22 protein-coding genes and 1 riboswitch are annotated in these 21358 nt (G+C 70.8%); of the genes, 13 read left to right on the top strand and 9 right to left on the bottom strand.

What is annotated here, in order from left to right:
* Positions 1–50: 50 nt before the first annotated feature.
* Entirely contained in the window at positions 51–917 is an 867-nt protein-coding gene (locus FPT20_RS11710) for a class II fructose-bisphosphate aldolase (RefSeq protein ID WP_158865467.1), read from the bottom strand.
* 182 nt (positions 918–1099) lie between these two features.
* Between FPT20_RS11710 and FPT20_RS11705 the strand changes: the two genes are divergently transcribed.
* Positions 1100–2341 carry a hypothetical protein gene (locus FPT20_RS11705; protein WP_233265493.1) on the top strand — a complete coding sequence of 414 codons (1242 nt, stop codon included), beginning with the start codon at positions 1100–1102 and terminating at the stop codon, positions 2339–2341.
* 16 nt (positions 2342–2357) lie between these two features.
* Here FPT20_RS11705 and FPT20_RS11700 read toward each other — a convergent pair whose 3' ends face one another.
* The gene (locus FPT20_RS11700) at positions 2358–3872 is read right to left on the bottom strand and encodes a beta-N-acetylhexosaminidase (protein WP_158865465.1); all 1515 of its coding nucleotides are present in this window, start codon (positions 3870–3872) and stop codon (positions 2358–2360) included.
* 137 nt (positions 3873–4009) lie between these two features.
* A riboswitch (ZMP/ZTP riboswitch) is annotated at positions 4010–4109 on the top strand.
* Positions 4110–4141: 32 nt separating this feature from the next.
* Here FPT20_RS11700 and glyA point away from each other — a divergent pair.
* The 3 genes from glyA to FPT20_RS11685 are packed head-to-tail and all read left to right on the top strand — an operon-like array spanning position 4142 to position 6859.
* Entirely contained in the window at positions 4142–5467 is a 1326-nt protein-coding gene (glyA, locus tag FPT20_RS11695; RefSeq protein WP_158865463.1) for a serine hydroxymethyltransferase, read from the top strand.
* Between the two features lies 1 nt (position 5468).
* A complete protein-coding gene (locus FPT20_RS11690; RefSeq protein ID WP_158865461.1) occupies positions 5469–6350 on the top strand; it encodes a bifunctional methylenetetrahydrofolate dehydrogenase/methenyltetrahydrofolate cyclohydrolase in 882 nt (293 codons plus the stop codon).
* A complete protein-coding gene (locus FPT20_RS11685; RefSeq protein WP_442786489.1) occupies positions 6347–6859 on the top strand; it encodes a YbaK/EbsC family protein in 513 nt (170 codons plus the stop codon). The genes FPT20_RS11690 and FPT20_RS11685 overlap by 4 nt, the downstream gene beginning before the upstream one ends.
* 765 nt (positions 6860–7624) lie before the next feature.
* Here FPT20_RS11685 and FPT20_RS11680 read toward each other — a convergent pair.
* The 4 genes from FPT20_RS11680 to galT form a co-directional block, all read right to left on the bottom strand.
* Positions 7625–8143 (bottom strand): gamma carbonic anhydrase family protein, encoded by a 519-nt coding sequence (locus FPT20_RS11680; RefSeq protein WP_158865459.1) that lies wholly within the window; start codon positions 8141–8143, stop codon positions 7625–7627.
* 10 nt (positions 8144–8153) lie between these two features.
* Complete coding sequence (locus tag FPT20_RS11675; protein WP_158865457.1) at positions 8154–8945, bottom strand: MBL fold metallo-hydrolase; 792 nt, start codon at positions 8943–8945, stop codon at positions 8154–8156.
* Positions 8946–9013: 68 nt separating this feature from the next.
* Positions 9014–10174 (bottom strand): galactokinase, encoded by a 1161-nt coding sequence (gene galK / locus FPT20_RS11670; protein ID WP_158865455.1) that lies wholly within the window; start codon positions 10172–10174, stop codon positions 9014–9016.
* Positions 10171–11376 carry a galactose-1-phosphate uridylyltransferase gene (galT, locus tag FPT20_RS11665; protein ID WP_158865453.1) on the bottom strand — a complete coding sequence of 402 codons (1206 nt, stop codon included), beginning with the start codon at positions 11374–11376 and terminating at the stop codon, positions 10171–10173. Before galT ends, galK begins: the two co-directional genes overlap by 4 nt.
* Positions 11377–11457: 81 nt before the next feature.
* Between galT and FPT20_RS11660 the strand changes: the two genes are divergently transcribed.
* On the top strand, positions 11458–12243 hold the full coding sequence (locus FPT20_RS11660; RefSeq protein ID WP_158865451.1) for a DeoR/GlpR family DNA-binding transcription regulator: 786 nt from the start codon (positions 11458–11460) through the stop codon (positions 12241–12243).
* 16 nt (positions 12244–12259) lie between these two features.
* The gene (locus FPT20_RS11655; RefSeq protein WP_158865449.1) at positions 12260–13198 is read left to right on the top strand and encodes an aldose 1-epimerase family protein; all 939 of its coding nucleotides are present in this window, start codon (positions 12260–12262) and stop codon (positions 13196–13198) included.
* A 6-nt stretch (positions 13199–13204) separates the two neighbouring features.
* On the opposite strand, the gene FPT20_RS11650 is transcribed toward FPT20_RS11655, so the two are convergent.
* A complete protein-coding gene (locus FPT20_RS11650) occupies positions 13205–14299 on the bottom strand; it encodes a calcium:proton antiporter (RefSeq protein WP_158865447.1) in 1095 nt (364 codons plus the stop codon).
* A gap of 100 nt (positions 14300–14399) precedes the next feature.
* Between FPT20_RS11650 and FPT20_RS11645 the strand changes: the two genes are divergently transcribed.
* The 5 genes from FPT20_RS11645 to FPT20_RS11625 all read left to right on the top strand — a co-directional run bounded on the left by FPT20_RS11645 (position 14400) and on the right by FPT20_RS11625 (position 18882).
* Positions 14400–15044 (top strand): DUF4232 domain-containing protein, encoded by a 645-nt coding sequence (locus tag FPT20_RS11645; RefSeq protein ID WP_158865445.1) that lies wholly within the window; start codon positions 14400–14402, stop codon positions 15042–15044.
* 44 nt (positions 15045–15088) lie between these two features.
* The gene (locus FPT20_RS11640) at positions 15089–16366 is read left to right on the top strand and encodes a chloride channel protein (protein ID WP_233265492.1); all 1278 of its coding nucleotides are present in this window, start codon (positions 15089–15091) and stop codon (positions 16364–16366) included.
* Positions 16367–16526: 160 nt separating this feature from the next.
* A complete protein-coding gene (locus FPT20_RS11635; RefSeq protein ID WP_158865443.1) occupies positions 16527–17855 on the top strand; it encodes a S1C family serine protease in 1329 nt (442 codons plus the stop codon).
* 136 nt (positions 17856–17991) lie between these two features.
* Positions 17992–18258, top strand: a complete 267-nt coding sequence (locus tag FPT20_RS11630; protein ID WP_158865441.1) for a hypothetical protein — start codon at positions 17992–17994, stop codon at positions 18256–18258.
* 255 nt (positions 18259–18513) lie between these two features.
* Positions 18514–18882: a hypothetical protein gene (locus FPT20_RS11625; protein ID WP_158865439.1), complete on the top strand. Its 369-nt coding sequence runs from the start codon at positions 18514–18516 to the stop codon at positions 18880–18882.
* Here FPT20_RS11625 and FPT20_RS11620 read toward each other — a convergent pair.
* Positions 18872–19798, bottom strand: coding sequence for an NAD(P)H-binding protein (locus FPT20_RS11620; protein WP_158865437.1), 927 nt, complete (start codon positions 19796–19798; stop codon positions 18872–18874). The two genes, FPT20_RS11625 and FPT20_RS11620, sit on opposite strands and share 11 nt — an antisense overlap.
* An 83-nt stretch (positions 19799–19881) precedes the next feature.
* Between FPT20_RS11620 and FPT20_RS11615 the strand changes: the two genes are divergently transcribed.
* Together FPT20_RS11615 and FPT20_RS11610 are read left to right on the top strand one after the other, a co-directional pair.
* Positions 19882–20223, top strand: a complete 342-nt coding sequence (locus FPT20_RS11615; protein WP_158865435.1) for a metalloregulator ArsR/SmtB family transcription factor — start codon at positions 19882–19884, stop codon at positions 20221–20223.
* Positions 20220–20981 (top strand): DUF2071 domain-containing protein, encoded by a 762-nt coding sequence (locus FPT20_RS11610; RefSeq protein WP_158865433.1) that lies wholly within the window; start codon positions 20220–20222, stop codon positions 20979–20981. The genes FPT20_RS11615 and FPT20_RS11610 overlap by 4 nt, the downstream gene beginning before the upstream one ends.
* An 11-nt stretch (positions 20982–20992) precedes the next feature.
* On the opposite strand, the gene FPT20_RS11605 is transcribed toward FPT20_RS11610, so the two are convergent.
* Positions 20993–21322, bottom strand: a complete 330-nt coding sequence (locus FPT20_RS11605) for a type II toxin-antitoxin system Phd/YefM family antitoxin (RefSeq protein ID WP_233265491.1) — start codon at positions 21320–21322, stop codon at positions 20993–20995.
* Positions 21323–21358 lie beyond the last annotated feature (36 nt).

The raw sequence follows: 21358 nt of genomic DNA, 5'->3' as shown, positions 1-21358 counted from the left end.
CGGTGCACCCTGACGGGACGAGTCGGCGGAGCGGATGACGCGACCGCCCGTCAGCGTCGCACCGCGGCCCGATCGGCGTCGGCACCGGACACGTCCAGAAGGCGCAGGAGCGTCGCGGCCTCCGCTGCGACCGCGTCCCGGCCGTCCCGCAGGTACGCCTCGGGGTCGACCAGAGCCGGGTCGCCGAGCAGGCGCGCCCGCACCGCCGCGGTGAAGGAGCGGTTCAGGCCGGCCGAGAGGTTCACCTTGGTCACGCCGGCGTCGATCGCGGCGACGACGGCCTCGTCGGACGCGCCCGCGACGCCGTCGAGCGAGAGAGGCACCGCGACGGCCCCCCGGAGGTGACGGATCAGTTCCAGGTCGAATTCCGCGGTGGCCCCGGGGTCACGGCCAGTGAGCACCGTGCCGCCGGCGACGGCCAGGCAGTCCAGGCCGGTGTCGGTCACGACGCGCCGAGCCTCCTGAGGGTCGACTCCGGCGCCGGGGGTTGCTCCGCCGAGGAGGCCGCCGAGTTCGGCCTCCACGGCCACGTCGTCGGCGTGCGCGAACTCGACGACGCGCATGGTCGCCTCCATCCGCTCGTCCGAGGAGCGCGCCGAGCTGTCGAACATCACCGAGCCGAAGCCGAGGTGGACGGCGCGGCGCACGAGTTCCTCGTCCTGGGCGCGGTCGAGATGGACGGCGACGTGCGCGGACGAGGTCGCCGCGAGGGCCAGGAGGGCCTGGCCGATCGCATCGAGGCCGCCGTGGGAGCGCACGCCCTCCTGCGAGATCTGCAGCACGACGGGCAGTCGCGTCTCCTCGGCCGCGGCGACGAGCGCCTCGCCGATCTCGAGCTGGACGACGTCGAAAGCGCCGATCCCGGTGCGCCGCGACGCTGCGGAGTGGAGAAGATCGGCGGTGGAGACGAGGGGCATGGGACCTCCGGCGGTGCGGGGCGGACCGGACGAGGCGCCGGGACGCTCGTCCCATCATCGTGGATCGACGGGCCCGGCGACATCCGGGTCCGGGCGCGTGGCGAACGGGGGTGGTCCCGGGCGTCGGCCGCACCGGGTACGATCCGATGCGGGATGAGAGGATCGACGAGCGAGACGGGACGATGACGGCAGGCACCACGCGAATCACAGGCCGGGCCGCGTCCGCCGCGATCCCGCTGCCGCGGCGGCTCCGGTTCGCCGGGCGCGAGGTCCCCTGGTGGGCGGTCGTGCTCGTCGTCTACGCCGTGTCGCGCCTCCTCACGACGACCCTGATGCTGGCGATCTTCATCACCGCGCAGGTCGCCCACTGGGACATCGCCGGCCCGCGCTACAACCCGACCTTCTTCACGTTCTCGGGAGGCTGGGACGGCTCGTACTACAGCCAGATCGTCGAGCAGGGGTACCCCACCGCCCTGCCGCTCGACGACAACGGCAGCATCCAGCAGAACCCGTGGGCGTTCCTCCCGCTGTACCCGGTCGTGGTGCGCGCGGCGATGTTCATCACCGGCCTCGACTTCTACCCGGCGGGCTTCGTGGTCGCGACGTTGTTCGGTGCCGCCGCGAGCCTGATGCTGTTCCGCGTGGTGGCGGCGCGGGCCGGTGTCTCGAGCGGACTCTGGGCGACCGCGTTCTTCTGCTTCGGGCCGCTCTCGTTCGTGCTGCAGATCGCGTACGCCGAGAGCATGTTCTTCTTCCTGATGTTCGGCGCGCTGTTCGCCATGCTCCGGAGGCGGTACTGGCTGATGCTGCCCTGGGGAGTGCTCGCGGCCTTCACCAGGCCGGGCGCCCTAGCGCTGCCGCTCGCCCTCGCGATCGTCTTCCTCGTGCGGCTGATCCGCACCCGGCGCGGAGAGGACGAGCTGTCACGGCGCGAGCGCACGGCCATCATCGTCAGCGGGGTCGTCATGGGCGTCGCCGGAATGGCGTGGCCGGTGATCGCCGCGCTCGTCACCGGCACGCCGAACGCGTACGTGAGCACCGAGCTGTCGTGGTGGACCGGGTTTCTCGGCCGGGTGGCGTTCGTCCCCCTGACCCCGTGGTTCCTCCTCAGCTGGAGGTACCTCAGCCTGCTGGGCGCGCTGATCGTGCTGGCCATCATCGCGGCGTACGCGTGGACGCTGGGCCGTCCGTCCGTGCGGGCGCTCGGCACGGAGGTCATCTCGTACGCCGCGAGCTACGGCCTCTACCTGTTCGCGGTGTTCCTGCCCCAGCAGAGCACCTTCCGCCTCCTGCTGCCGCTGTCGCCCCTCCTCGGGGCTCGCGGGCTCACCCGCCATCGGCGCGCCCGCACGATCGTGCTGTTCTGCGGCATCGCCCTGCAACCGGTGACGCTCGTCCTGCTCTGGCTCATCGGCTACCCGTGACGCCGGCGCTCAGGGCTCAGGCCGCGGGCTCCGGCCACGGCACGCCCTCGACGCGACGGTAGCGGGTTCCGAGCACGTCCCAGTGCTCCGCGAGAGCGGCCAGGCGGGCGGCGAACTCGTTCAGATCACGCGCCTCCTCGATGGGCCGCGATGCGGGAGGCACGGCGGACCAGCCGATCTCGGCGACCGCGGCGAGACGCGGGTAGGTCATCTCCTCCGCGTCCTCGATGGTCGGGACCGTCTCCGTCCACAGCGCGGCCTCGACGCCCAGGATGTGCGCGTCGTCGAGGCCCGGCACGATGCGCGCCGGGTCCCAGCGGTAGGCCGTGCCCAGGTCGGTCGGGCCGCCGGTCCAGTCCTGGCCGATCGTGTCGCCCTCCTCGTAGACGATGTCGAGGTAGGCCGCGTCGGCGGGGGACATGATGACGCGCCCGCCGCCGCGGACGAAGGCCTGGGCGCGGTCGGCCGCGTGGCCGCGCGGCACGCGGAAATCCCAGTACTGCCCGACCGTCCCCGGTGCGAGCCCGGGCGCCCTGCCGATCTCGTGCCAGCCGACGGGAATCTTGCCGGTCGCCGCGACGATGCGCGTCGTGTCCGCCACGAACGCGTCGAAGTCCTCGGGTGACGTGCTCAGGCACTCGTCGCCGCCGATGTGAAGGAACGGGCCGGGCGTGAGGGCGGCCACCTCGGTGATGACGTCGTGGAGGAAGCGCTCGGTCGGCGCATGCCCGGTCAGCAGGGTGCTGAACCCGACCTCGCGACCGGTGTAGACCGCCGGCGGCACGCCGTCCGGGTTGAGCTCCGGGTAGGAGGCGAGGGCCGCCGTGGTGTGCCCCGGCAGGTCGATCTCCGGGACGATCGTGATGTGCCGCTCGGCCGCGTAGGCGACGAGGTCACGGAACTCCTGCTGCGAGAAGAAGCCCCCTCGGCTGCCGTCGCAGCCGGTCGAACCGCCGATCTCCGTGAGGCGCGGCCGGCTCAGGATCTCGAGCCTCCAGCCCTGATCGTCGGTGAGGTGCAGGTGGAGGTGGTTCACCTTGAGCAGCGCGATGCCGTCGATGAACCGCCGGACCTCCGCCGGCGTGAAGAAGTGGCGCGCGACATCGAGCAGGGCGCCGCGGTAGCCGAAGCGCGGGTGGTCGACGATGCGGACGGGGGCGATGCCGGGGGCGCCTGCGCTCTCGCCGGCGCCCGGGCGGGCGAGTTGCCGAAGGGTCTGCACGCCCCAGAAGGCGCCCGCCTCCGTCGCGGCGCCGATCCGGACCCCCTCGGCGGTCACCTCGAGGACGTAGCCCTCGGCCCGGTGGTCCTCCGGCCCCTCGTGGTCCGCGACGACGACGGCGACATCGCCGAACGCGGGGGGCTCGCGCACGATCTCGAGCTCCGGTGCACCATCGGCCGAGAGGCCGTCGCGGAGCAGCCGGGCGACCGCGTCGGCCCCCGCCCCCGCGATGCTGATCCGCGCACCCGCGGTCAGGACGAAGGGCGCGCCGGAGGCGGCCACGGAAGACACGGGGCGGGGCACGACCACAGGGGACTCCTTGCGCGCAGTCGGGGGAGTGCTCGGGATCGGCCGGCTCCGCCCACCCGCGTGACGGCCACCTGCGAGTATGGCAGGGGCCCGAACGGGCGGGCAAGGGTTTCGCCGTCACCGGCCTTTGCTATGCTTGCGAGCGTCGCGACTGGCGCTCAGATGGTCACCATCGGGGAGCGACACGGAACCTCGAACGAACACGGATGGATGCGGCCGCGCGCCTGGGTCGCTTCGCTGTGGTCCATCCCTGTACGAAGGAGCCGGCAATGACCGATACCCTCCCCTCCACCTTCACCGCCCCCCTGGCGGAGGTCGATCCCGAGATCGCGGAGGTGCTGCAGCTCGAGCTCGGCCGCCAGCGCGACTACCTCGAGATGATCGCCTCCGAGAACTTCGTGCCGAGAGCGGTGCTGGAGGCCGTCGGCTCGGTCCTCACGAACAAGTACGCCGAGGGCTACCCGGGCCGCCGCTACTACGGCGGCTGCGAGTACGTCGACGTGGCCGAGCAGCTCGCGATCGACCGGGCCAAGAGCCTCTTCGGCGCCGAGTACGCCAACGTCCAGCCGCACTCGGGCGCGTCCGCCAACGCGGCCGTCCTCTCGGCGATCGCGACCCCCGGCGACACCATCCTCGGCCTGGAGCTCGCCCACGGCGGCCACCTGACCCACGGGATGAAGCTGAACTTCTCCGGCAAGCTCTACAACGCCGTCTCCTACGGCGTCGACCCGGAGAGCTTCCTGGTCGACATGAACGTCGTCCGCGAGAAGGCGCTCGAGCACAAGCCGCAGGTCATCATCGCCGGCTGGTCGGCCTACCCGCGCCAGCTCGACTTCGCGGCGTTCCGCGAGATCGCCGACGAGGTCGGCGCGAAGCTGTGGGTCGACATGGCCCACTTCGCGGGGCTCGTCGCGGCGGGCCTCCACCCGAACCCGGTCCCGCACGCCGACGTCGTCAGCTCGACCGTGCACAAGACCATCGGCGGCCCCCGCTCCGGCTTCATCCTCAGCCGCGACACCGAGCTCGCCAAGAAGCTGAACTCCAACGTCTTCCCGGGTCAGCAGGGCGGCCCGCTGATGCACGTCATCGCGGCCAAGGCGACCGCCTTCAAGCTCGCGGCGACGGACGAGTTCAAGGACCGCCAGGAGCGCACCATCCGCGGCGCCCGGCTGCTCGCCGAGCGCCTGACCGCCGAGGACTCGCGCGCCGCCGGCGTCGACGTGCTCACGGGCGGCACGGACGTGCACCTGGTGCTCGCCGACCTGCGCACTTCGGAGCTCGACGGCCAGCAGGCGGAGGACGTGCTGCACGAGGTCGGCATCACCGTCAACCGCAACGCGGTCCCCTTCGACCCGCGGCCGCCGATGGTCACCTCGGGTCTGCGCATCGGCACGCCGGCGCTCGCGACCCGCGGCTTCGGCGACGCGGAGTTCACCGAGGTGGCGGACATCATCGCCTCCGCCCTCAAGCCGGGTGCGGACACGAAGGCGCTCCGGGCCCGCGTCGACGCGCTGACGGCGGCATTCCCGCTCTACCCGGGGCTCACGCCGTCGGGCCAGGAGGGTTTCCCGGTCGAGCTCCCCTCCTCGATCTGACGTGACCGCTCAGATCCTCGACGGCAAGCGGACCGCTGCCGCGATCAAGGCCGAACTGACCGAGCGGGTGACGGCGCTGCGCGAGCGCGGCGTCGTCCCCGGCCTCGGGACCGTGCTGGTCGGGGACGATCCCGGCTCGCAGTGGTACGTCGCGGGGAAGCACCGCGACTGCGCGGAGGTGGGCATCGCCTCCATCCGCCGCGACCTCCCCGCTGACATCTCGCAGGCCGAGCTGGAGGCGGTGATCGAGGAGCTGAACGCGGACCCGGACTGCACCGGCTTCATCGTCCAGCTGCCCCTCCCGGGCCACCTCGACACCGATGCCATCCTCGAGCTGGTCGACCCCGCGAAGGACGCCGACGGCCTCCACCCGACCAATCTCGGCCGGCTGGTGCTCAACGTGAACCGCCCGATCGACACGCCCCTCCCGTGCACGCCCCGCGGCGTCATCGAGCTCATGCTGCGGCACGGGATCGACATCCGCGGCAAGCACGTCGTGGTGGTCGGCCGCGGCGTCACGGTCGGCCGGCCGATCGGCTCGCTGCTGACCCGCCGGGAGTACAACGCCACGGTGACCCTCACCCACACGGGCACGCGCGACCTCGACGCGCACCTGAAGCGCGCCGACGTGATCGTCGCGGCCGCCGGTGTCGCGGGGCTCGTCACCGCTGAGAACGTCAAGCCGGGGGCGATCGTGCTCGACGTCGGGGTCAGCCGCGTCGAGGACCCCGAGACGGGCAAGAGCGTCATCGCCGGCGACGTCGCGGCCGATGTCGCGGAGGTCGCCTCCTGGATCTCGCCGAACCCGGGAGGGGTCGGGCCGATGACGCGCGCGCTCCTGCTGCAGAACGTGGTGGAGACCGCGGAGCGTTCCCTGCGGTGAGCGGCACCGAGCGCGCCGAGCGTGCCGAGCGCGGTCACCCCGCCGTCGCGCGGGTGGAGGCGGCGCTGATCGCGGCGGGCGTGGAACCGCGGGTGCGGTGGTTCGACACCGCGACGCCGACGGCCGCGTCCGCCGCGGCGGAGCTCGGCGTCGAGGTGGGCGCCATCGCGAACTCGCTGGTGTTCACGATCGACGGGGAGCCCCTCCTCGTCATGACGTCCGGCGCGCATCGCGTCGACACCGCCTACCTCGGCGAGAGGCTCGGCGGACTCATCCGCCGGGCCGACCCCGACACGGTCAAGGCGGCGACCGGACAGACCATCGGCGGCGTGGCGCCCGTCGGGCACCCGGCGCCCCTGCGCACCGTCGTCGACGAACAGCTCGCGGGCTACCCGGAGGTGTGGGCGGCCGCGGGCCACGCCCACACCGTCTTCCCGACGACGTTCGCCGAGCTGGTGCGGATCACCGGCGGCGAGGTCGCCCCGGTGGAGCCCGGCGCCGCGCGCTGAGGCGCTTGCGTCGCTGCGCGCGCCGTCGCTGCCGCGTCGCTGCCGCGCCGCTGCTGCGCGCCGCTGCCGCGCGCCGCTGCTGCGCGCCGCTGCCGCGCGCCGCTGCCGCGCCGCCGCTGCGCGCCGCTGCCGCGCCGCCCGTCGACATTCGTGCCGAATGTCGCCGAAGCACCATCCCAAATCCCGATTCGTCACGAATGTGCTCTATGCCGGGCGGCCTCAGCAAACACGCGCGCGCCCGCATTCGGCACGAATGTTGCAGACGTGCCCGTCCACGTCCACATTCGTCACGAACGTGGCGGGGCCCCGGCCGCCTTGGCGCAACGCACGCCACATTCGGCACGAATGTCGCTTACGAACCCTCCCGGGACCACATTCGTCACGAATGCGGCCCGGCGGGAGGCCGCCCCGGCGCGCCCCCTCAGCAGCATTCAGCACGAATGTTGCCCAGGTGCGCGCCATTATCGACATTCGGCACGAATGTGACGGCACGCGGGAGGGGCAGGGAGGCGCACCCCCGCGGCATTCGGCACGAATGTTGGCGCCGCGTGCACGGAGAGCAGCATTCGGCACGAATCTAGCCGGGCCGGCGCGAGGAGAGGCGCGGGGACGCAGGGCGACGCGAGGCGCGGAAGGCGCGACGAGGCCAGGGGAGGCACGGCGAGGCACGGCGAGGCACAGCGAGCCCGGCGAGGCAGGGGACCCCGGCCCAGCGCGGCCTCACCCCCAGCGCCGCGGCCCAGCCCCGCGCCCGCGCCCAGCCCCTCAGCCCCGGTGCTCCTCCACGTGAGCGAGGTACGCCTGCGCGTTCCGGAGGATGCCGGCGCGCTCCTCCTCGGTCAGGTCGCGCCTCACCTTGCCGGGCACCCCGGCGACGAGCGACCCGGGAGGGATGACCGCGCCCTCGAGGACGACCGTCCCGGCGGCGAGCAGCGAGCCCGCGCCGACGACCGCCCCGTTGAGCACGGTCGCGTTCATGCCGATGAGGGTGCCGTCCTCGATGGTGCACCCGTGGAGCACGGCGTTGTGACCGACGGACACGTCGGCGCCGATAGTCAGCGGGAAACCGTGGTCGACGTGGCACGAGACGTTGTCCTGGAGGTTGCTGCGCTCGCCGACGACGATGTCTTCCGCCTCGGCGCGGAGCACGGCGTTGTACCAGACGCTCGACGTGGCGGCCAGCCGGACCCGGCCGGCGAGCACGGCTCCGGCCGCGACGAAGGCGCCGTGGGCGACGACCGGCGCCGATCCGTCGGCGAGGGCGATGAAGGCGGGGGAGGTCATGCCGCCCAGCCTAACGATCGACCACCACGATGAAGCGTTTGCGGGCGACGCGCTCGCCGGGTTCGCCCCGCAGGCCGGCGAGAGCGTCGCGCACCTTCTCGAGGATCCGCGGGGGGAGGGGGAGGGGCGCCTCGTCCGGCTGGTCCACCGTGCCGGCCGGGTAGTCGTGTCCCGGGACCGTCGACATCTCGATGTGGGCACCGCGGAGCTCGCGGACCGGCGTCGGGGCGCCATCGCGGAAGCGGATCAGCCGGTCGATCGTCGCCCGGTACTGCCCCAGGTCGCGGACGTACAGCCGGGCCGGGAGGACGGTGTCGCCGGTGAACATGATCCCGGTCTGCCGGTCGAAGAACGCGACGGCGGACGGCTCGTGCCCGGGCCCGCCGATCACATCGACGACGCGGCGCCCGAGGAGGAACGGGACCGTCTCGTCGGGCCACCGGCGGAACCCGAAGAACCCGATCACCTCGGCGGGGCTCGTCCCCACGATCGTCGTGGCGCGCCTCCCGGCGAACAGCGCATCGCCCGCGATGTGGTCGCCGTGCGCGTGGGTGTGGGCGACCACGAGGGGGTAAGGCCGCGTGTAGACGGCCGGGTTGCGTCGCAGCCACTCGGCGGTCAGCGCCTCGACCGCGGCGCGCAGCGGGAAGACCTTCTCGTCCGAGGTCGCTCCCGAGTCGAGCAGGAGGGAGCGCTCCCGGCCGAACAGGAGGAACAGGAAGGGCGCCTCCCAGTGCGACGACTTGGGCTGCCGCAGCTGCACCGTGTCCGGGTCGAGCCAGGTGATCTGGGGGTCGGTCATCCCCTCCAGTGTGCGACCGTCCGGTAAAGGGGAGGTGAACACCAGGCGCGGGGCCGCGGCCGCAGGGTTCAGCTCTCGCGGACCGCCCCTTGCGACGCCGTGACCGTGAACACGTCCGGCTGACCGAAGCCGTGCTCGGCGAAGGCGCCGTCGATCGCGACCATGATGCGGCTCACCGCGTCGGCCGGGGCGAGCGCGATGGCGGCCCCGCCGAAACCGCCGCCGGTCATCCGGGCGCCGAGCGCTCCGTTGGCCTGTGCGGTCTCGACGGCGAGGTCGAGCTCGGGGACGGAGATCTCGAAGTCGTCGCGCATCGACACGTGGGAGGCGTCGAGCAGCTCGCCGATCGCCGTCGGTCCGTGCTCACGGAGCGTCCTTACCGTGTCGAGCACGCGCTGGTCCTCGGTGACGACGTGACGGACGCGTCGGAAGGTGACGTCGTCGAGCAGTTCGCGCGCGCGGTCGAGGTCGGCGACGGAGACGTCGCGAAGCGCCTCCACGCCGAGGACCCGGGCGCCCTCCTCGCACGATGCCCGCCGGGAGGCGTAACCGCCGGTCGAGTGCGCATGCGTCACTCCGGTATCGATGATGACGATCTGGAGGCCCGCCTCCTCGAGGCCCAGCGGGACGATCTCGGAGTCGAGCGACCGGCAGTCGAGGAAGACCGCGGCGTCGGGCTCGCCGAGGAGGGAGGCGGACTGGTCCATGATCCCGGTCGGCGCGCCCACGGCGACGTTCTCGGCGCGCTGGCCGACGCGGGCGAGCGTCCGGCGGTCGAAGCCGAGGCGCCAGATCTCGTCGAGCGCGAGGGCGACCGCGCTCTCGATCGCCGCCGACGACGAGAGGCCGGCGCCGACGGGGACGTTCGAGTCGATCAGGATGTCGACCCCGGGCACCGCCTCCAGGTCGGCGCCGAACTCGCCGAGCGCCCAGGCCACGCCCAGCGGGTACGCAGACCAGCCGCTGAGCGTGCCGGGCCCGAGCTCCTCGAGCGGCACCTCCACGAGCTCGTCGGAGAAGGTGCTCCCGACGCGCAGGATGCGGTCGTCGCGCACGCCGACCGCCGCGACCGTGCGCCGGTTGATGGCGAACGGGAGCACGAAGCCCAGGTTGTAGTCGGTGTGCTCGCCGATGAGATTGACCCGGCCGGGGGCGGACCAGACGCCGTCGGGCTCGCGGCCGAAGATCTCGGCGAAGTCCTCGCGGACCCCGGTTCGCAGGTCGGTCATTCGGCGGCCTCTCGGTCGGATGCGGTGGAGGGGGATCCCGGTGCGGCGGTCACGAGGCCCGAGACGGGCTCCGGCAGGCGCCCGACCGGGAGGTCGCGGTCGGCCCGCTCGATCGCCTCCCGCAGCGCGGCCGCGGCCTGCTCCGGAGGGATGTCGCCGATCCAGGCGCCCATGGCGGCCTCGGAGCCGGCGAGGAACTTCAGCTTATCGGCGCCCCGGCGCGGCGACGTGATCTGCAGCATGAGCCGGATCTCGTCGCGCTTCACCTCGACCGGGGCCTGGTGCCAGGCCGCGATGTAGGGCGTCGGGGAGTCGTACAGCGCGTCCACCCCGCGGAGGACGCGCAGGTAGAAGGTCGCCAGCTCGTCGCGTTCGGCGTCGGAGGTCTCGGCGAGGTCGGCGACGTGGCGGTGGGGCAGCACGTGGATCTCGATCGGCCAGCGCGCTGCGAACGGCACGAAGGCGGTCCAGTGCTCGCCGGCGAGAACGACCCGCTCGGAGGCGCGCTCGCGCTCGAGGATGTCGGCGAAGAGGGTCGGGCCGTAGGCGTCGAGCTGCCGGATGAGGGCGCTCGTGCGCGGAGTGATGTACGGGTAGGCGTAGATCTGCCCGTGCGGGTGGTGGAGGGTGACGCCGATCGCCTCCCCGCGGTTCTCGAACGGGAAGACCTGCTGCACGCCGGGGAGGGCTCCGAGCTCGGTCGTGCGGTCGGCCCAGGCCTCGATGACCGTCCGGGCCCGCGAGGGGGTGAGGCTGCCGAAGGAGCCGGTGGTGGCCGGGCTGAAGCAGACGACCTCGCAGCGCCCGACCGAGGTGCGCGTGCGGCCGATGCCGGGCTGCGCCAGGTCGTCGAGACCCCGAGGAGCATCGTCGCCCTCGAGCAGCGGACCGAACGACGGCGACTTGTTCTCGAAGACCGCCACGTCGTACTGGTCGGGGATCTCGGACGGGTTCTGCGCTGTCGCGGGGGCAAGGGGGTCGAGCTCGGCCGGCGGGAGCATGACGCGGTTCTGCCGGGCGGCCGCGATCGACACCCACTCGCCGGTGAGCGGGTCGAGCCGCATGGTGGCCGTGGCCGGCCGCGCAGCCGGTTCGCGCAGGTCGGGCTTCCGCTCGGCCGGCAGCGACGAGTCGGCGTCGTCGTAGTAGATGAGGTCGCGACCATCGGAGAGACGGGTCGGTCGCTTGGTGATCGAAGCCATGGCATCCTTTCGGTTCCGAAAGCAAAGATAGCTCCTAGCTTTCACATTGACAAGCAAACGCAAGCGCTGAATCATGGCCCTATGACCGAATCGCTGCCCGCGGCGCTCCGCCGCGAGCGCATGCTCGAGGTGATCGGCCGCACGGGGTTCGTCCGGGTCGCCGACCTCAGCGAGGCGTTCCAGGTGTCCGACGTCACGGTCCGGTCCGATCTCGACGCCCTCGACCGCGAGCAGAGCATCCGGCGCGTCCACGGCGGCGCGGTGCTGCGCAGTCCCGGGATGCGCGAGCCGAGCTTCGAGGAGGCGCTCGCCTCCTCCGCCGACGAGAAGCAGCGGATCGGGCTGGCGGCGGCCGCTCTCGTCGAGCCCGGCGGCAGCGTCCTGCTCGACGTCGGCACCACCACGGCGGCGATCGCCCGTGCCCTGGCGGACCGCGAGGAGCTCGACGGGGTGACGGTCATCACCAACGGCCTGAGCATCGCGCTCGAGCTCGAGCGGGCGATCCCGCGCTTCCAGGTGGTCGTCACCGGCGGCACGCTGCGTCCGCTCCAGCACTCGCTGGTCGAGCCGCTCGCCTCCACCCTCCTTCGCCGCATGCACGCCGACCTCGCGTTCATCGGCTGCACGGGCGTGCACCCGACGGCGGGAATCACGAACGTCAACTTGCCAGAGGCGGACCTCAAGCGGGTGATGGTCGGCACGGCGACACGCGCCATCGTGGTGGCCGACGGCTCCAAACTCGGCCGAAAGCACCTCGGGCGCATCGCCGCCCTCGGCGAGGTGTCGGAGCTCATCACCGGGTCGTCGGCGCCGGAGGGAGAACTCGCCGCGCTGCGAGCTGCGGGCCTCCCGGTCACCGTGGCCTGAGTCCTAGTCTGGAGGCATGACCGCAGCCACCGGAGACCAGTACGAGCTCGAGTTCGGGGACCTGACCGCGACGATCACGCAGGTGGCGGCCGGCATCCGCACCCTGCGTTTCGGCGACGCCGACCTGGTCGAGCCCTACCCGGCCGACGCGCCCACTCCCTCCGGGGACGGCATCGTGCTGGTGCCGTGGCCCAACCGCGTGAAGGACGGCACGTGGCAGCTCGACGGCGCCACGCAGCGCCTCGCCCTCACCGAGCCCGCCAGCGGCAATGCGATCCACGGACTCCTCCGGTACCGGCCCTACGAGCTCGTCGAGCGGACGGAGGCGTCGGTCACCCAGAGCGCGGCGATCTACCCCGAACTCGGCTACCCGTTCCAGCTCGACACGACGGTGACGCACGAGCTCGACACCGAAGGGCTCCGCGTCACGCACACCATCACCAACGCGGGGTCGCGGAAGGCTCCTGTCGCGATCGGCGCGCACCCCTACCTCCGCATCGGCGACGTGCCGCCGGAGGAACTCACGCTGACCGTCCGGGCGCGCCTCCACTTCGAGACGGACGACCGGCAGAACGTGGTGGGCACCGCGCCGGTCGAGCCCGGGGGTCCGCTCGACCTCTCGAGCGGACGTCGTGTCTCCGATCTCCAGCTCGACGACGGCTTCGGCGAGCTCGATCTGCCCGCAGCCCACGTCCTCCAGGCCGATGACGGGCGCCGGCTCGTGCTGTGGGGCGACGAGTCGTTCGGCTACGTGCAGGTATTCACGCACCGCGCCTTCGCCACGAAGCAGCCCGGCGAGGTGGCGCTCGCGGTCGAGCCGATGACGGCCCCGGCCGACGCCCTCAACTCGGGCGCCGGGCTCCGCTGGCTGGAGCCGGGCGAGAGCTGGACCGCGGTGTGGGGCATCCGGCCCGAAGGCTTCGCGAGCTCCTCCTACCTGGCGAGCTGGGGATAGAGCGCGCTACGGCGCGATCGAGAGGAAGACGAACGCCGCGAACAGGATGAGGTGGATGCCTCCCTGCAGCCGCACCGCCTTGCCCTGCACGATCGTCAGGATGCTCACCAGCACGGTCAGGACAAGCAGCACGATCTGACTCGGACCGAGGCCGAGATGCAGCTCTCCCGGCAGCCAGATGGAGGCGACCGCGATCGCGGGGATCGTGAGGCCGATGCTGGCGATGGCCGATCCCAGGGCGAGGTTCCAGCTCGTCTGCATGCGGTTGCGGTTGGCGGCTTTCGCCGCCGAGATGCCCTCCGGGAGGAGCACAAGCAGCGCGATGACGACGCCGACGAACGACTGCGGAAGGCCGACCGCCGCCACCGCGCGCTCGAGCGGGGTCGACTCGAGCTTCGCCAGCCCCACGACCGCCACGAGGGAGACGAGGAGCAGGGCCACGCTCCTCCATGCGGTCGCCGTGGAGGGGGCGTCGGCGTGGTCGTCCTCGCGCAGCGGCTGCCCCTTGGCGCTCACCGGGAGGAAGAAGTCGCGGTGGGCGATCGTCTGCGTGAAGACGAACATGAGGTAGAGCACGACGGAGGCGACGGCCGCGAAGCCCAGCTGGAGGGGCGTGAAGACGGGGCCGGGCGTCTGCGTGAAGGTCGGCAGCACGAGTGTCAGTGTGGCGAGCGCCGTGACGGTCGCGAGCGCCGCCCCGCTGCCCTGCGCGTTGAAAGAGGTCGTCTCGCGACGCGACGCGCTCAGCAGCAGCGAGAGCCCGACGATGCCGTTCATCGTGATCATCACGGCGGAGAAGACCGTGTCACGGGCCAGTTCGGGGGAGTCCTTGCCGGTGGTCATGAGCGTCACGATGAGTGCCACTTCGATGATCGTCACCGCCACCGCCAGGACGAGCGACCCGAACGGCTCGCCGACCCGGTGGGCGACGACCTCCGCGTGCTGCACGGCGGCGAGGACGGTGCCGGCCAGCACCACGGCGATGAGCGCGATGGCCCAGCCGTCGAGCTTCGCGGTCCAGAAGGCCACGAGCACGATCACACCGACGATCGGCACCCCGACCGTCCACCACCGAGCGAGCCAGGATCCGAGCGATGCCATGCCCCCATCCTGCCAAAAGCTCAGCCTCCGGCGCCGTCCGTGTTCCTCCCCAGCGGCGGGTCCGGCGCGCTTCGCGGTCGCAGAGTGCTGGGATGGTGCCATGCAGAGCCTGCCGAGATCCCGCCGTCCCCGGTTCGTCCCGTTCGCGTGCCTGGTCGCCGTCGCTGCGGTCGGCATCGCGGGTCTGGCCGGGTGCGCCCGCACCTCCACGAGCCCGTCCGATTCGTCGTCCGCGTCGTCCTCGGCATCGTCGACGACGGGCACCGACACCGCCTCGCCACGCCCGACCTCGACGACGACGGCGACGCCCATCGAGGGGCAGTGCGACACGGCGAAGCTGAGCGGCAGCATCCAGCAGGGCGGTGGAGGCGCGGCGGGCAGCGTCGAGGTCCTTCTGGTGCTCAAGAACACCGGCTCGTCGAGCTGCAACCTCCAGGGCTGGCCCGGGGTGTCGTTCGTCGGCGGAGGCAACGGCACGCAGCTGGGTTCTCCGGCCGAGCTGGATCGCAGCAAGCCGCACCCCACCGTGCAGCTCGCGGCCGGTGCCGCCGCCCAGGCCCCGCTTCGCATCGCGCAGGCGCTCAACTACCCGCAGGACACCTGCGACCCGAAGCCCGCCGACGGCTTCCGCGTCTACCCTCCCGGCTCGACCACGTCGATCTTCGTGACGTACCCGGCGACAGCCTGCGCGAGCACCTCGGTGTCGCTGCTCACCGTCGGCGGTCTGGTCCCGGCTCAGGGTTGAGGGTAGCGGCGCCGCTGCCCTGTCGGCGCCGCTACCCTGTAATCGTGCCAACGCCTCCGCTCGAGCCGCGACCCGGCACACCGCGGTGGCTGCTCCGGATCGTCGTGGTCACCGCGCTCGTCGGGGTCGGGGCGGGAATCGGCGGTGCGGTCGTCTATCTCGGTCTGCACACCCTCCAGCACCTCGCCTTCGGCTACTCCGAGGGGACGTTCTACGAGGGCCTCCTCGAGGCGCCTCCGGCGAACCGCGTGATCGCGCTCGCCGTCGCCGGCGTGATCGGCGGCGTCGGCTGGTGGGGACTGAGAGCCTGGGGGAGGCGCTCCCCGGCCAACGCGGTCGTGTCGGTCGAGCAGGCCGTCGACGGGAGGCGCATGCCCGCTGTCGCCACGCTGGCGAACGCGGCGCTGCAGATCGTGATCGTGGGCCTCGGCGCCTCCATCGGGCGGGAGGTGGCGCCGCGGGAGATCGCCGCGCTGTGGGCCGACTGGCTGACCCGGAAGGCGGGTGTCACGGCGCGCGAGCGACGCATCCTCGTCGCGTGCGGAGCCGGCGCCGGTCTGGCCGCCGTGTACTCGGTGCCTCTCGGAGGCGCGGTGTTCGCCGTCGAGATCCTCCTCGCCGAGCTGAGCTTCGCGACCGTGCTCCCCGCCTTCGCCGTGTCGGCCGTCGGGGCTCTGGTCGCGCGGCTCGTCGTGCCCGTGAACCCGCTCTACGTCATGCCGCAGGTGAAGCTGACGCCGTCGATCCTGGTCTTCTCCGTCATCGCCGGTCCGTTGTTCGGCTTCGCCGCCGTAGCGTTCGTGCGGCTGGCCCGGTATGCGCAGGCGCGCCGGCCGACGTCGTGGGGCATCGTCATCGTGATGCCGCTCGTCTTCACGGCGGTGGGCGTCGCCTCCCTGTGGCTCCCGGGCATCCTCGGGAACGGGCGTGCGCTCGGCCAGCTCTCGCTGGCGGCGTCCCTGCCGGTGCTGATCATCCTCGTGACGACGGTCGTGAAGACGGGGGCCACCGTGGCGACCATCGGTGCGGGCGCGGCGGGCGGGACGCTCACGCCGTCGCTCGCGATCGGCGCAGGGCTCGGACTGGCCACGGGCTCGCTCTGGGCCGAGCTGTGGCCCGGGTCGGCCCTCCCGGGCTTCGCGCTGCTGGGAGCGGCGGCGTTCCTCGCGGTCTCGATGCGCGCACCGTTGACGGGACTCGTGCTGGTGATCGAGTTCACGAACCAGGGCCCGCAGCTGCTCGCCCCGCTCATGCTGTGCATCGCCGGCGCCGTGGTCGTCGGATACCTGCTCGAGCGTCAGGGCGTCACAGGGGTGGCGTGACCTCGGCTGGGGGAGGCGCGGCTCTGCCCATGCTTCGCTCGGTCGATTCATAGCGGGCTCAAGGTTCCTCCCAGCCCTCGCAAAAGCTCGTCATCCCTCCCTCTCATTCGCTCGCGATGTGCTGTTGTCAACAAGCCCCAGAGGTGAGAGGACCACAGCCATGACCACGATTGACGGGCTCCCCAGGGAATCGGGCAGTGCGCACGAGGAAGAGCGGGCCGCCGCAGGTCCCGGCGGTCACCGTGCCCTCCCGCGGCGCCACCTCATCGTGGTGTCGACCGCGGTGGCGGCGACCCTCGCGCTCGGCTCGATCGCCGGTGCGGCCCTGGCGGGCGCCTCCCTGAAGACGACTGGGGCGTCCGCGACGGCCAGCGGGTCCGCTCTCATCCACAACGCCCTCGGCCGAACGAGCGGGGCCGCATACGGAGGCGGGTTCGGTTACGGCTACGGCGCCGGCGGCAGCAACGCCTCGTCATCCGCCTCCTCGGGAGGGACGGGCCTCGGCACTGCGACCGCCGCGGAGGAGGTCGGAGTCGTGGACATCAACTCGCAACTCACCTACGCGCAGGCCGAAAGCGCCGGAACGGGACTCGTGCTCACCTCAACCGGCGAGATCCTGACCAACAACCACGTCGTCGAGGGCGCGACCAGCATCAGCGTCACCGTCGTGGCGACCGGCGCCCAGTACACGGCGACCGTGGTCGGTACCGACGCCACCGATGACGTCGCCGTCCTCCAGCTGAACAACGCGTCGGGCCTGAGCACCGCGAACCTGGACACCTCGGGCGACGTCGCCGTGGGCGATGCGGTGACCGGCGTCGGCAACGCCGGCGGCACGGGAGGCACTCCCTCCGCCTCTCCGGGGAACGTCACCGCCCTGGACCAGACCATCACGACCCAGGGCGAGCAGACGGCCGTTTCGGAGACGCTGAACGGCCTCATCGAGACCGACGCGAACATCCAGGCCGGCGACTCGGGCGGTCCGCTCTTCAACTCGGCCGATCAGGTCATCGGCATCGACACGGCAGCTCAGGAGGGCGGCTCGACGACGGCCGGCTACGCCATCCCGATCCAGAACGCGCTCGCGATCGCCGGGCAGATCACCTCCGGCAGCGCCTCCTCGACCGTGAGCATCGGGTATCCGGCGTTCCTGGGCGTGGAGGTGGCGTCGGCGAGCGACGCGAGCGGCGCAGCCGGCAACGGCGCGTCCTTCGGCAGCGGTTCGTACGGCTACGGCTCAGCGGGTGACGCCGCGACGTCCGGTGCGACGATCTCCGGCGTGGTCGACGGCGGCCCCGCCGCAGCGGCTGGCCTCCAGGCGGGAGACACGATCACGACGGTGAACGGCTCCGCGGTGGGCTCCCCGTCGGACCTCACGAAGGTCCTCGGCGGCTTGACCCCGGGGCAGACGGTCAGCGTGAGCTGGACCGACGCCTCCGGCGCATCGCACACGGCCGACGTGACGCTGGGGCGCGGGCCGGTCGCGTAGGGGTTCGGTGCGGGCCGGCCGGTTCGGGAGTCGCAGCTCCCGGGCGGGCCGGTTCGCTGTGGCCGGCGCTGGCTCGGCCGTTCACTGCCGATCCGGCGGAGTGCGCGACCGGCACATTGCCGACTATCTTCGGGACATGGCTCGTGACCTGACCGCGGAGATCGAAGCGATCATCGGCTTGGACGACCCGATAGGAATCGGCGGTCCGGACAATGTCGGTGAGTACCTGCAGGAGGCCAAGGAGATCATGGCCGAGCTCCCGGCGCTCGAGTCGGCTCAGGAGCTTCAGCGAGCTATTCACGACATCTTCGGATGGATGTTCAGTCCCGAGATGGCGGGATCGCTGGAGCGATATGACTCGATGGCGCGTCAGATCTGGGCGCTCACCCGCGAAGATCGATGACGGGACGCACTTCGATCGCGATGGCGAGCTGAGCGAATCGTCCGGGATGAACATCCTCACGCTCACAGACTGAACTTTGTCGCATCCGCTGTCCTGCGGTACTCCCAGAGCGCCAAGTCGAGCCATCGCCTCGTCGTTCTTCCGGGCGCTGCCGAGACCGACGCGTGCCCTCGTGGGCGATCTGTCCGTCACAATGGCGCTGGATCCGCCGGACAGCCATGCGCTTGAGGTCGATGCCGTCGCTAGCATCTGAGCATGACGCTGAAGGTGAGCGTGACGGAGCACCAACGGCTCCTGCGAGAGATGATCGCGCTCGGCCCGGATTTCGACGAGGCTGCGACAGCGAGCCGTGAACTCGGCTGGAACGGCCGGTTCGACGTGGAGAGACTGACCGCCGATGACGTGAGGCGGGTGCTGCAGCGATACCTTGCCGGCGAATTCGGACTGGCTCGGCTCTCTTCGTGGGCTGACGCGCTCGAGGGGCGTGAGGACCTCCAGCTGGACGGCGATGCCCCCGACGACCTGGCTGAACTCCTCTTCGAGCTGTCCACGCCCGAAATCAATGACCTATCGCAGAAGTCGATTCAGAACTGGGTGAATCGACTCGGCAGTTTCATCGAATAGTCGTCCCCGACCGCGGGTGGCAGAGGGGAGTAGCGTTCGCCCGTAGGTCTTGGAACCTGAACCCTCCTCGTTCGGGGAGGGCTGCTTCGATCTGCGCCGCTGAGAATGGCAGGCGTGGGCGGAGCGATTCGGGGAGGTCGTCGGTTGGCGGTGCAGGTTCAGAGACCCCCTCGGCCAACATCCGCGCTTGGGCTTTTGCGATCAGCGGAACCTTCATCGTCCATTCTGTGAACTGCGCGAGGATGCGGATCGCCCAGACCGGCGCGGGTATGACGAGGACGCGCCGGTCGACGATGCCCGCGATTCGGTGAACGACCTGACTCAGCATGAGCTCTTCGCCGCCGACGACTGAGACCGTGGAATGAGGGAGTCGGCCATCCGCGGCCGCGACCAGGACGTCGACCATTTCAGCGACGGGAATGGGGCGGATGGACTTCTCATGCAGCCCGACGGTCGCGAACAGGGGCACCGTCTGAACTGAGCGACTGACGTGATCGACGAGGTGGTCGCCGTGGCCATAGATCATGCCCGCCTTGAGGACGGTGTAGTCGAGGCCTGATTGGCGGATGAGCTCTTCCGCCGCCCACTTCGACTCGTGGTACGGAGATCCGCAATCCGGACGTGCCCGTAAGAAGCTCAGCATGAGGATGCGTTTCACGCCGGCTCGTCGAGCGGCTTCGACGACGGCCCGCGTGCCGTCGATGTGAACCTTCTGATAGGTCTGCGCGCCGATCTGGCGGTTGATGCCGGCGCAATGAGCGACGACATCGCAACCGGCAAAGGCTGTGGTGAGGGAATCGACATTGTCGATCGCGATGCCCGTTCGTCGGGATATCAGGACGACGTCCTTCGGGTCGTAGCGCTCGGCCAGGTGTCGTCCGACGAAGCCGGTGCCACCGGTTATGGCGATTTTCATGCTTGATGTCTCCTCACGAAACAACTCTCCGAGTCAAACTATGGGCTTTGTAGCTATTTAGCAATGGTGCTAGATTGCGTTCCATGCAAGACAGCGTCAGCGACATCTTCGAGGCACTCGCGCACCCCACTCGCCGGCAGATCCTCCAGGACCTGAAGGCAGGTGAGCTCGCTGCCGGCGAGATCGCCGCGAAGTTCAGCGCCTCCGGACCCACCATTTCTCGCCACCTCGGGGTGCTTCGGAATGCCGGCCTCGTTACCGAACGTCGTGATGGGAATCGGATCCTGTACTCCCTGGTCGGCGACCGGCTGGCGCTGTCGGTCGGAGATTTTCTTTCAACGGTGTGCCCCGAGCAGATCGTGATGCGCGAGGTGCGAAAGAGAACGAGCCCTTCGGCACGCAACACAAATGGCGCGACCGCATGAGCGGCTTCAGGACGCTTCGAGCGCAGGTACGCCGGCGTCTTCTCATCAGCTACCGGGTGACCCCGGCTGTGGCTCAGACTCTGATCCCCGAGCCGTTCCGTCCGCAGATCGTGGACGGCAGTGCTGTCGCGGGCGTGTGCATGATCGGGCTCCAGTCCGTTCGACCCGGTTGGCTTCGCCCTCGACTGGGGTTCCGAACCGAGAACGTAGCCCATCGGATCGCCGTCGAATGGGACGAAGCCGGCGTCACGCAGAGCGGCGTGTACATCGCAGAACGTCACAGCTCATCGCTGCTGCCCGTCCTGGCCGGTGGCCGACTGTTCCCCGGAGTCCAGAAATGCGCGCATTTCAAGCTCGACGAAACGGCGTCACGGTTCCGGGTGGCGATGTCGGCCCCGGGGACTCGAGTCGCGGTCGACGTGGAACTGGGTGGTCCTTGGACCAGCTCACTGTTTCCGACCGTCGAGGCTGCATCCGCCTTCCACGAACACGGCGCGGTGGGGTGGTCGCCCCGCCGCGACGGCACAGGTGTGGAGGCGCTCGAGTTGACATCGAGCGACTGGATGGTGGAACCAGGACGGTTAGTCAGCGTTCAATCGTCGTTCTTTGACGGTCTCCCTGAAGGGGCAGCCGTTCTAGACAGCGTGGTCGTGATGCGGGATCTTCCGTTCTTCTGGGATACGCCATCGAGGGTCCCGGAGCGAGTCGCGAGCCATTCCGAGACGGTTCGATTGACCGAAGGATCGCGCTCTGGCTAGCGAGCTTGCGGTCACTCACCGGTCAGGTCGTGCTCGGTGATGTCGTCCGAGTGGACGCTCTCGATGGCGTCGATGAGGCGGCGCGCGTTCTTGGGGGAGCGCAGGAGGTGGTCGGTCTCGAGCAGCGAGTCGTACTCGTTCTTCGATATCAGAACGGCCGAAGCGCGCTTGGACGTTATCTCGACCTCGGTCTGGTCGAGGTTGACGCGTTGACAAGTCCGAACAGCTCCTTGCGCGCCTCGCCTGCGGTGATGGCCATAAATCCCTCCAAGCGGTGCACGATACCGTACCGGCAGCCGCCTTATTGTTAGCGAGTGCTCTGGGAGTCCGGATGGACGCATGCAAGAGCCGGGGGAGTTGGATATGGTTCGGCGTGC

It is taken from the genome of Leifsonia sp. AG29, assembly GCF_009765225.1.
GTDB lineage: Bacteria > Actinomycetota > Actinomycetes > Actinomycetales > Microbacteriaceae > Leifsonia.
Note: the sequence above shows the minus strand (reverse complement) of the source record. Positions and strands in the feature narration are given on the sequence as shown.

Coding starts and splice junctions, on each gene's coding strand:
- FPT20_RS11710 (WP_158865467.1), bottom strand. CDS start 917: ATGCCCCTCGTCTCCACCGCCGATCTTCTCCACTCCGCAGCGTCGCGG.
- FPT20_RS11705 (WP_233265493.1), top strand. CDS start 1,100: ATGACGGCAGGCACCACGCGAATCACAGGCCGGGCCGCGTCCGCCGCG.
- glyA (WP_158865463.1), top strand. CDS start 4,142: ATGACCGATACCCTCCCCTCCACCTTCACCGCCCCCCTGGCGGAGGTC.
- FPT20_RS11680 (WP_158865459.1), bottom strand. CDS start 8,143: ATGACCTCCCCCGCCTTCATCGCCCTCGCCGACGGATCGGCGCCGGTC.
- FPT20_RS11675 (WP_158865457.1), bottom strand. CDS start 8,945: ATGACCGACCCCCAGATCACCTGGCTCGACCCGGACACGGTGCAGCTG.
- galK (WP_158865455.1), bottom strand. CDS start 10,174: ATGACCGACCTGCGAACCGGGGTCCGCGAGGACTTCGCCGAGATCTTC.
- galT (WP_158865453.1), bottom strand. CDS start 11,376: ATGGCTTCGATCACCAAGCGACCGACCCGTCTCTCCGATGGTCGCGAC.
- FPT20_RS11660 (WP_158865451.1), top strand. CDS start 11,458: ATGACCGAATCGCTGCCCGCGGCGCTCCGCCGCGAGCGCATGCTCGAG.
- FPT20_RS11655 (WP_158865449.1), top strand. CDS start 12,260: ATGACCGCAGCCACCGGAGACCAGTACGAGCTCGAGTTCGGGGACCTG.
- FPT20_RS11650 (WP_158865447.1), bottom strand. CDS start 14,299: ATGGCATCGCTCGGATCCTGGCTCGCTCGGTGGTGGACGGTCGGGGTG.
- FPT20_RS11645 (WP_158865445.1), top strand. CDS start 14,400: ATGCAGAGCCTGCCGAGATCCCGCCGTCCCCGGTTCGTCCCGTTCGCG.
- FPT20_RS11635 (WP_158865443.1), top strand. CDS start 16,527: ATGACCACGATTGACGGGCTCCCCAGGGAATCGGGCAGTGCGCACGAG.
- FPT20_RS11630 (WP_158865441.1), top strand. CDS start 17,992: ATGGCTCGTGACCTGACCGCGGAGATCGAAGCGATCATCGGCTTGGAC.
- FPT20_RS11625 (WP_158865439.1), top strand. CDS start 18,514: ATGACGCTGAAGGTGAGCGTGACGGAGCACCAACGGCTCCTGCGAGAG.
- FPT20_RS11620 (WP_158865437.1), bottom strand. CDS start 19,798: ATGAAAATCGCCATAACCGGTGGCACCGGCTTCGTCGGACGACACCTG.
- FPT20_RS11615 (WP_158865435.1), top strand. CDS start 19,882: ATGCAAGACAGCGTCAGCGACATCTTCGAGGCACTCGCGCACCCCACT.
- FPT20_RS11610 (WP_158865433.1), top strand. CDS start 20,220: ATGAGCGGCTTCAGGACGCTTCGAGCGCAGGTACGCCGGCGTCTTCTC.
- FPT20_RS11605 (WP_233265491.1), bottom strand. CDS start 21,322: ATGCGTCCATCCGGACTCCCAGAGCACTCGCTAACAATAAGGCGGCTG.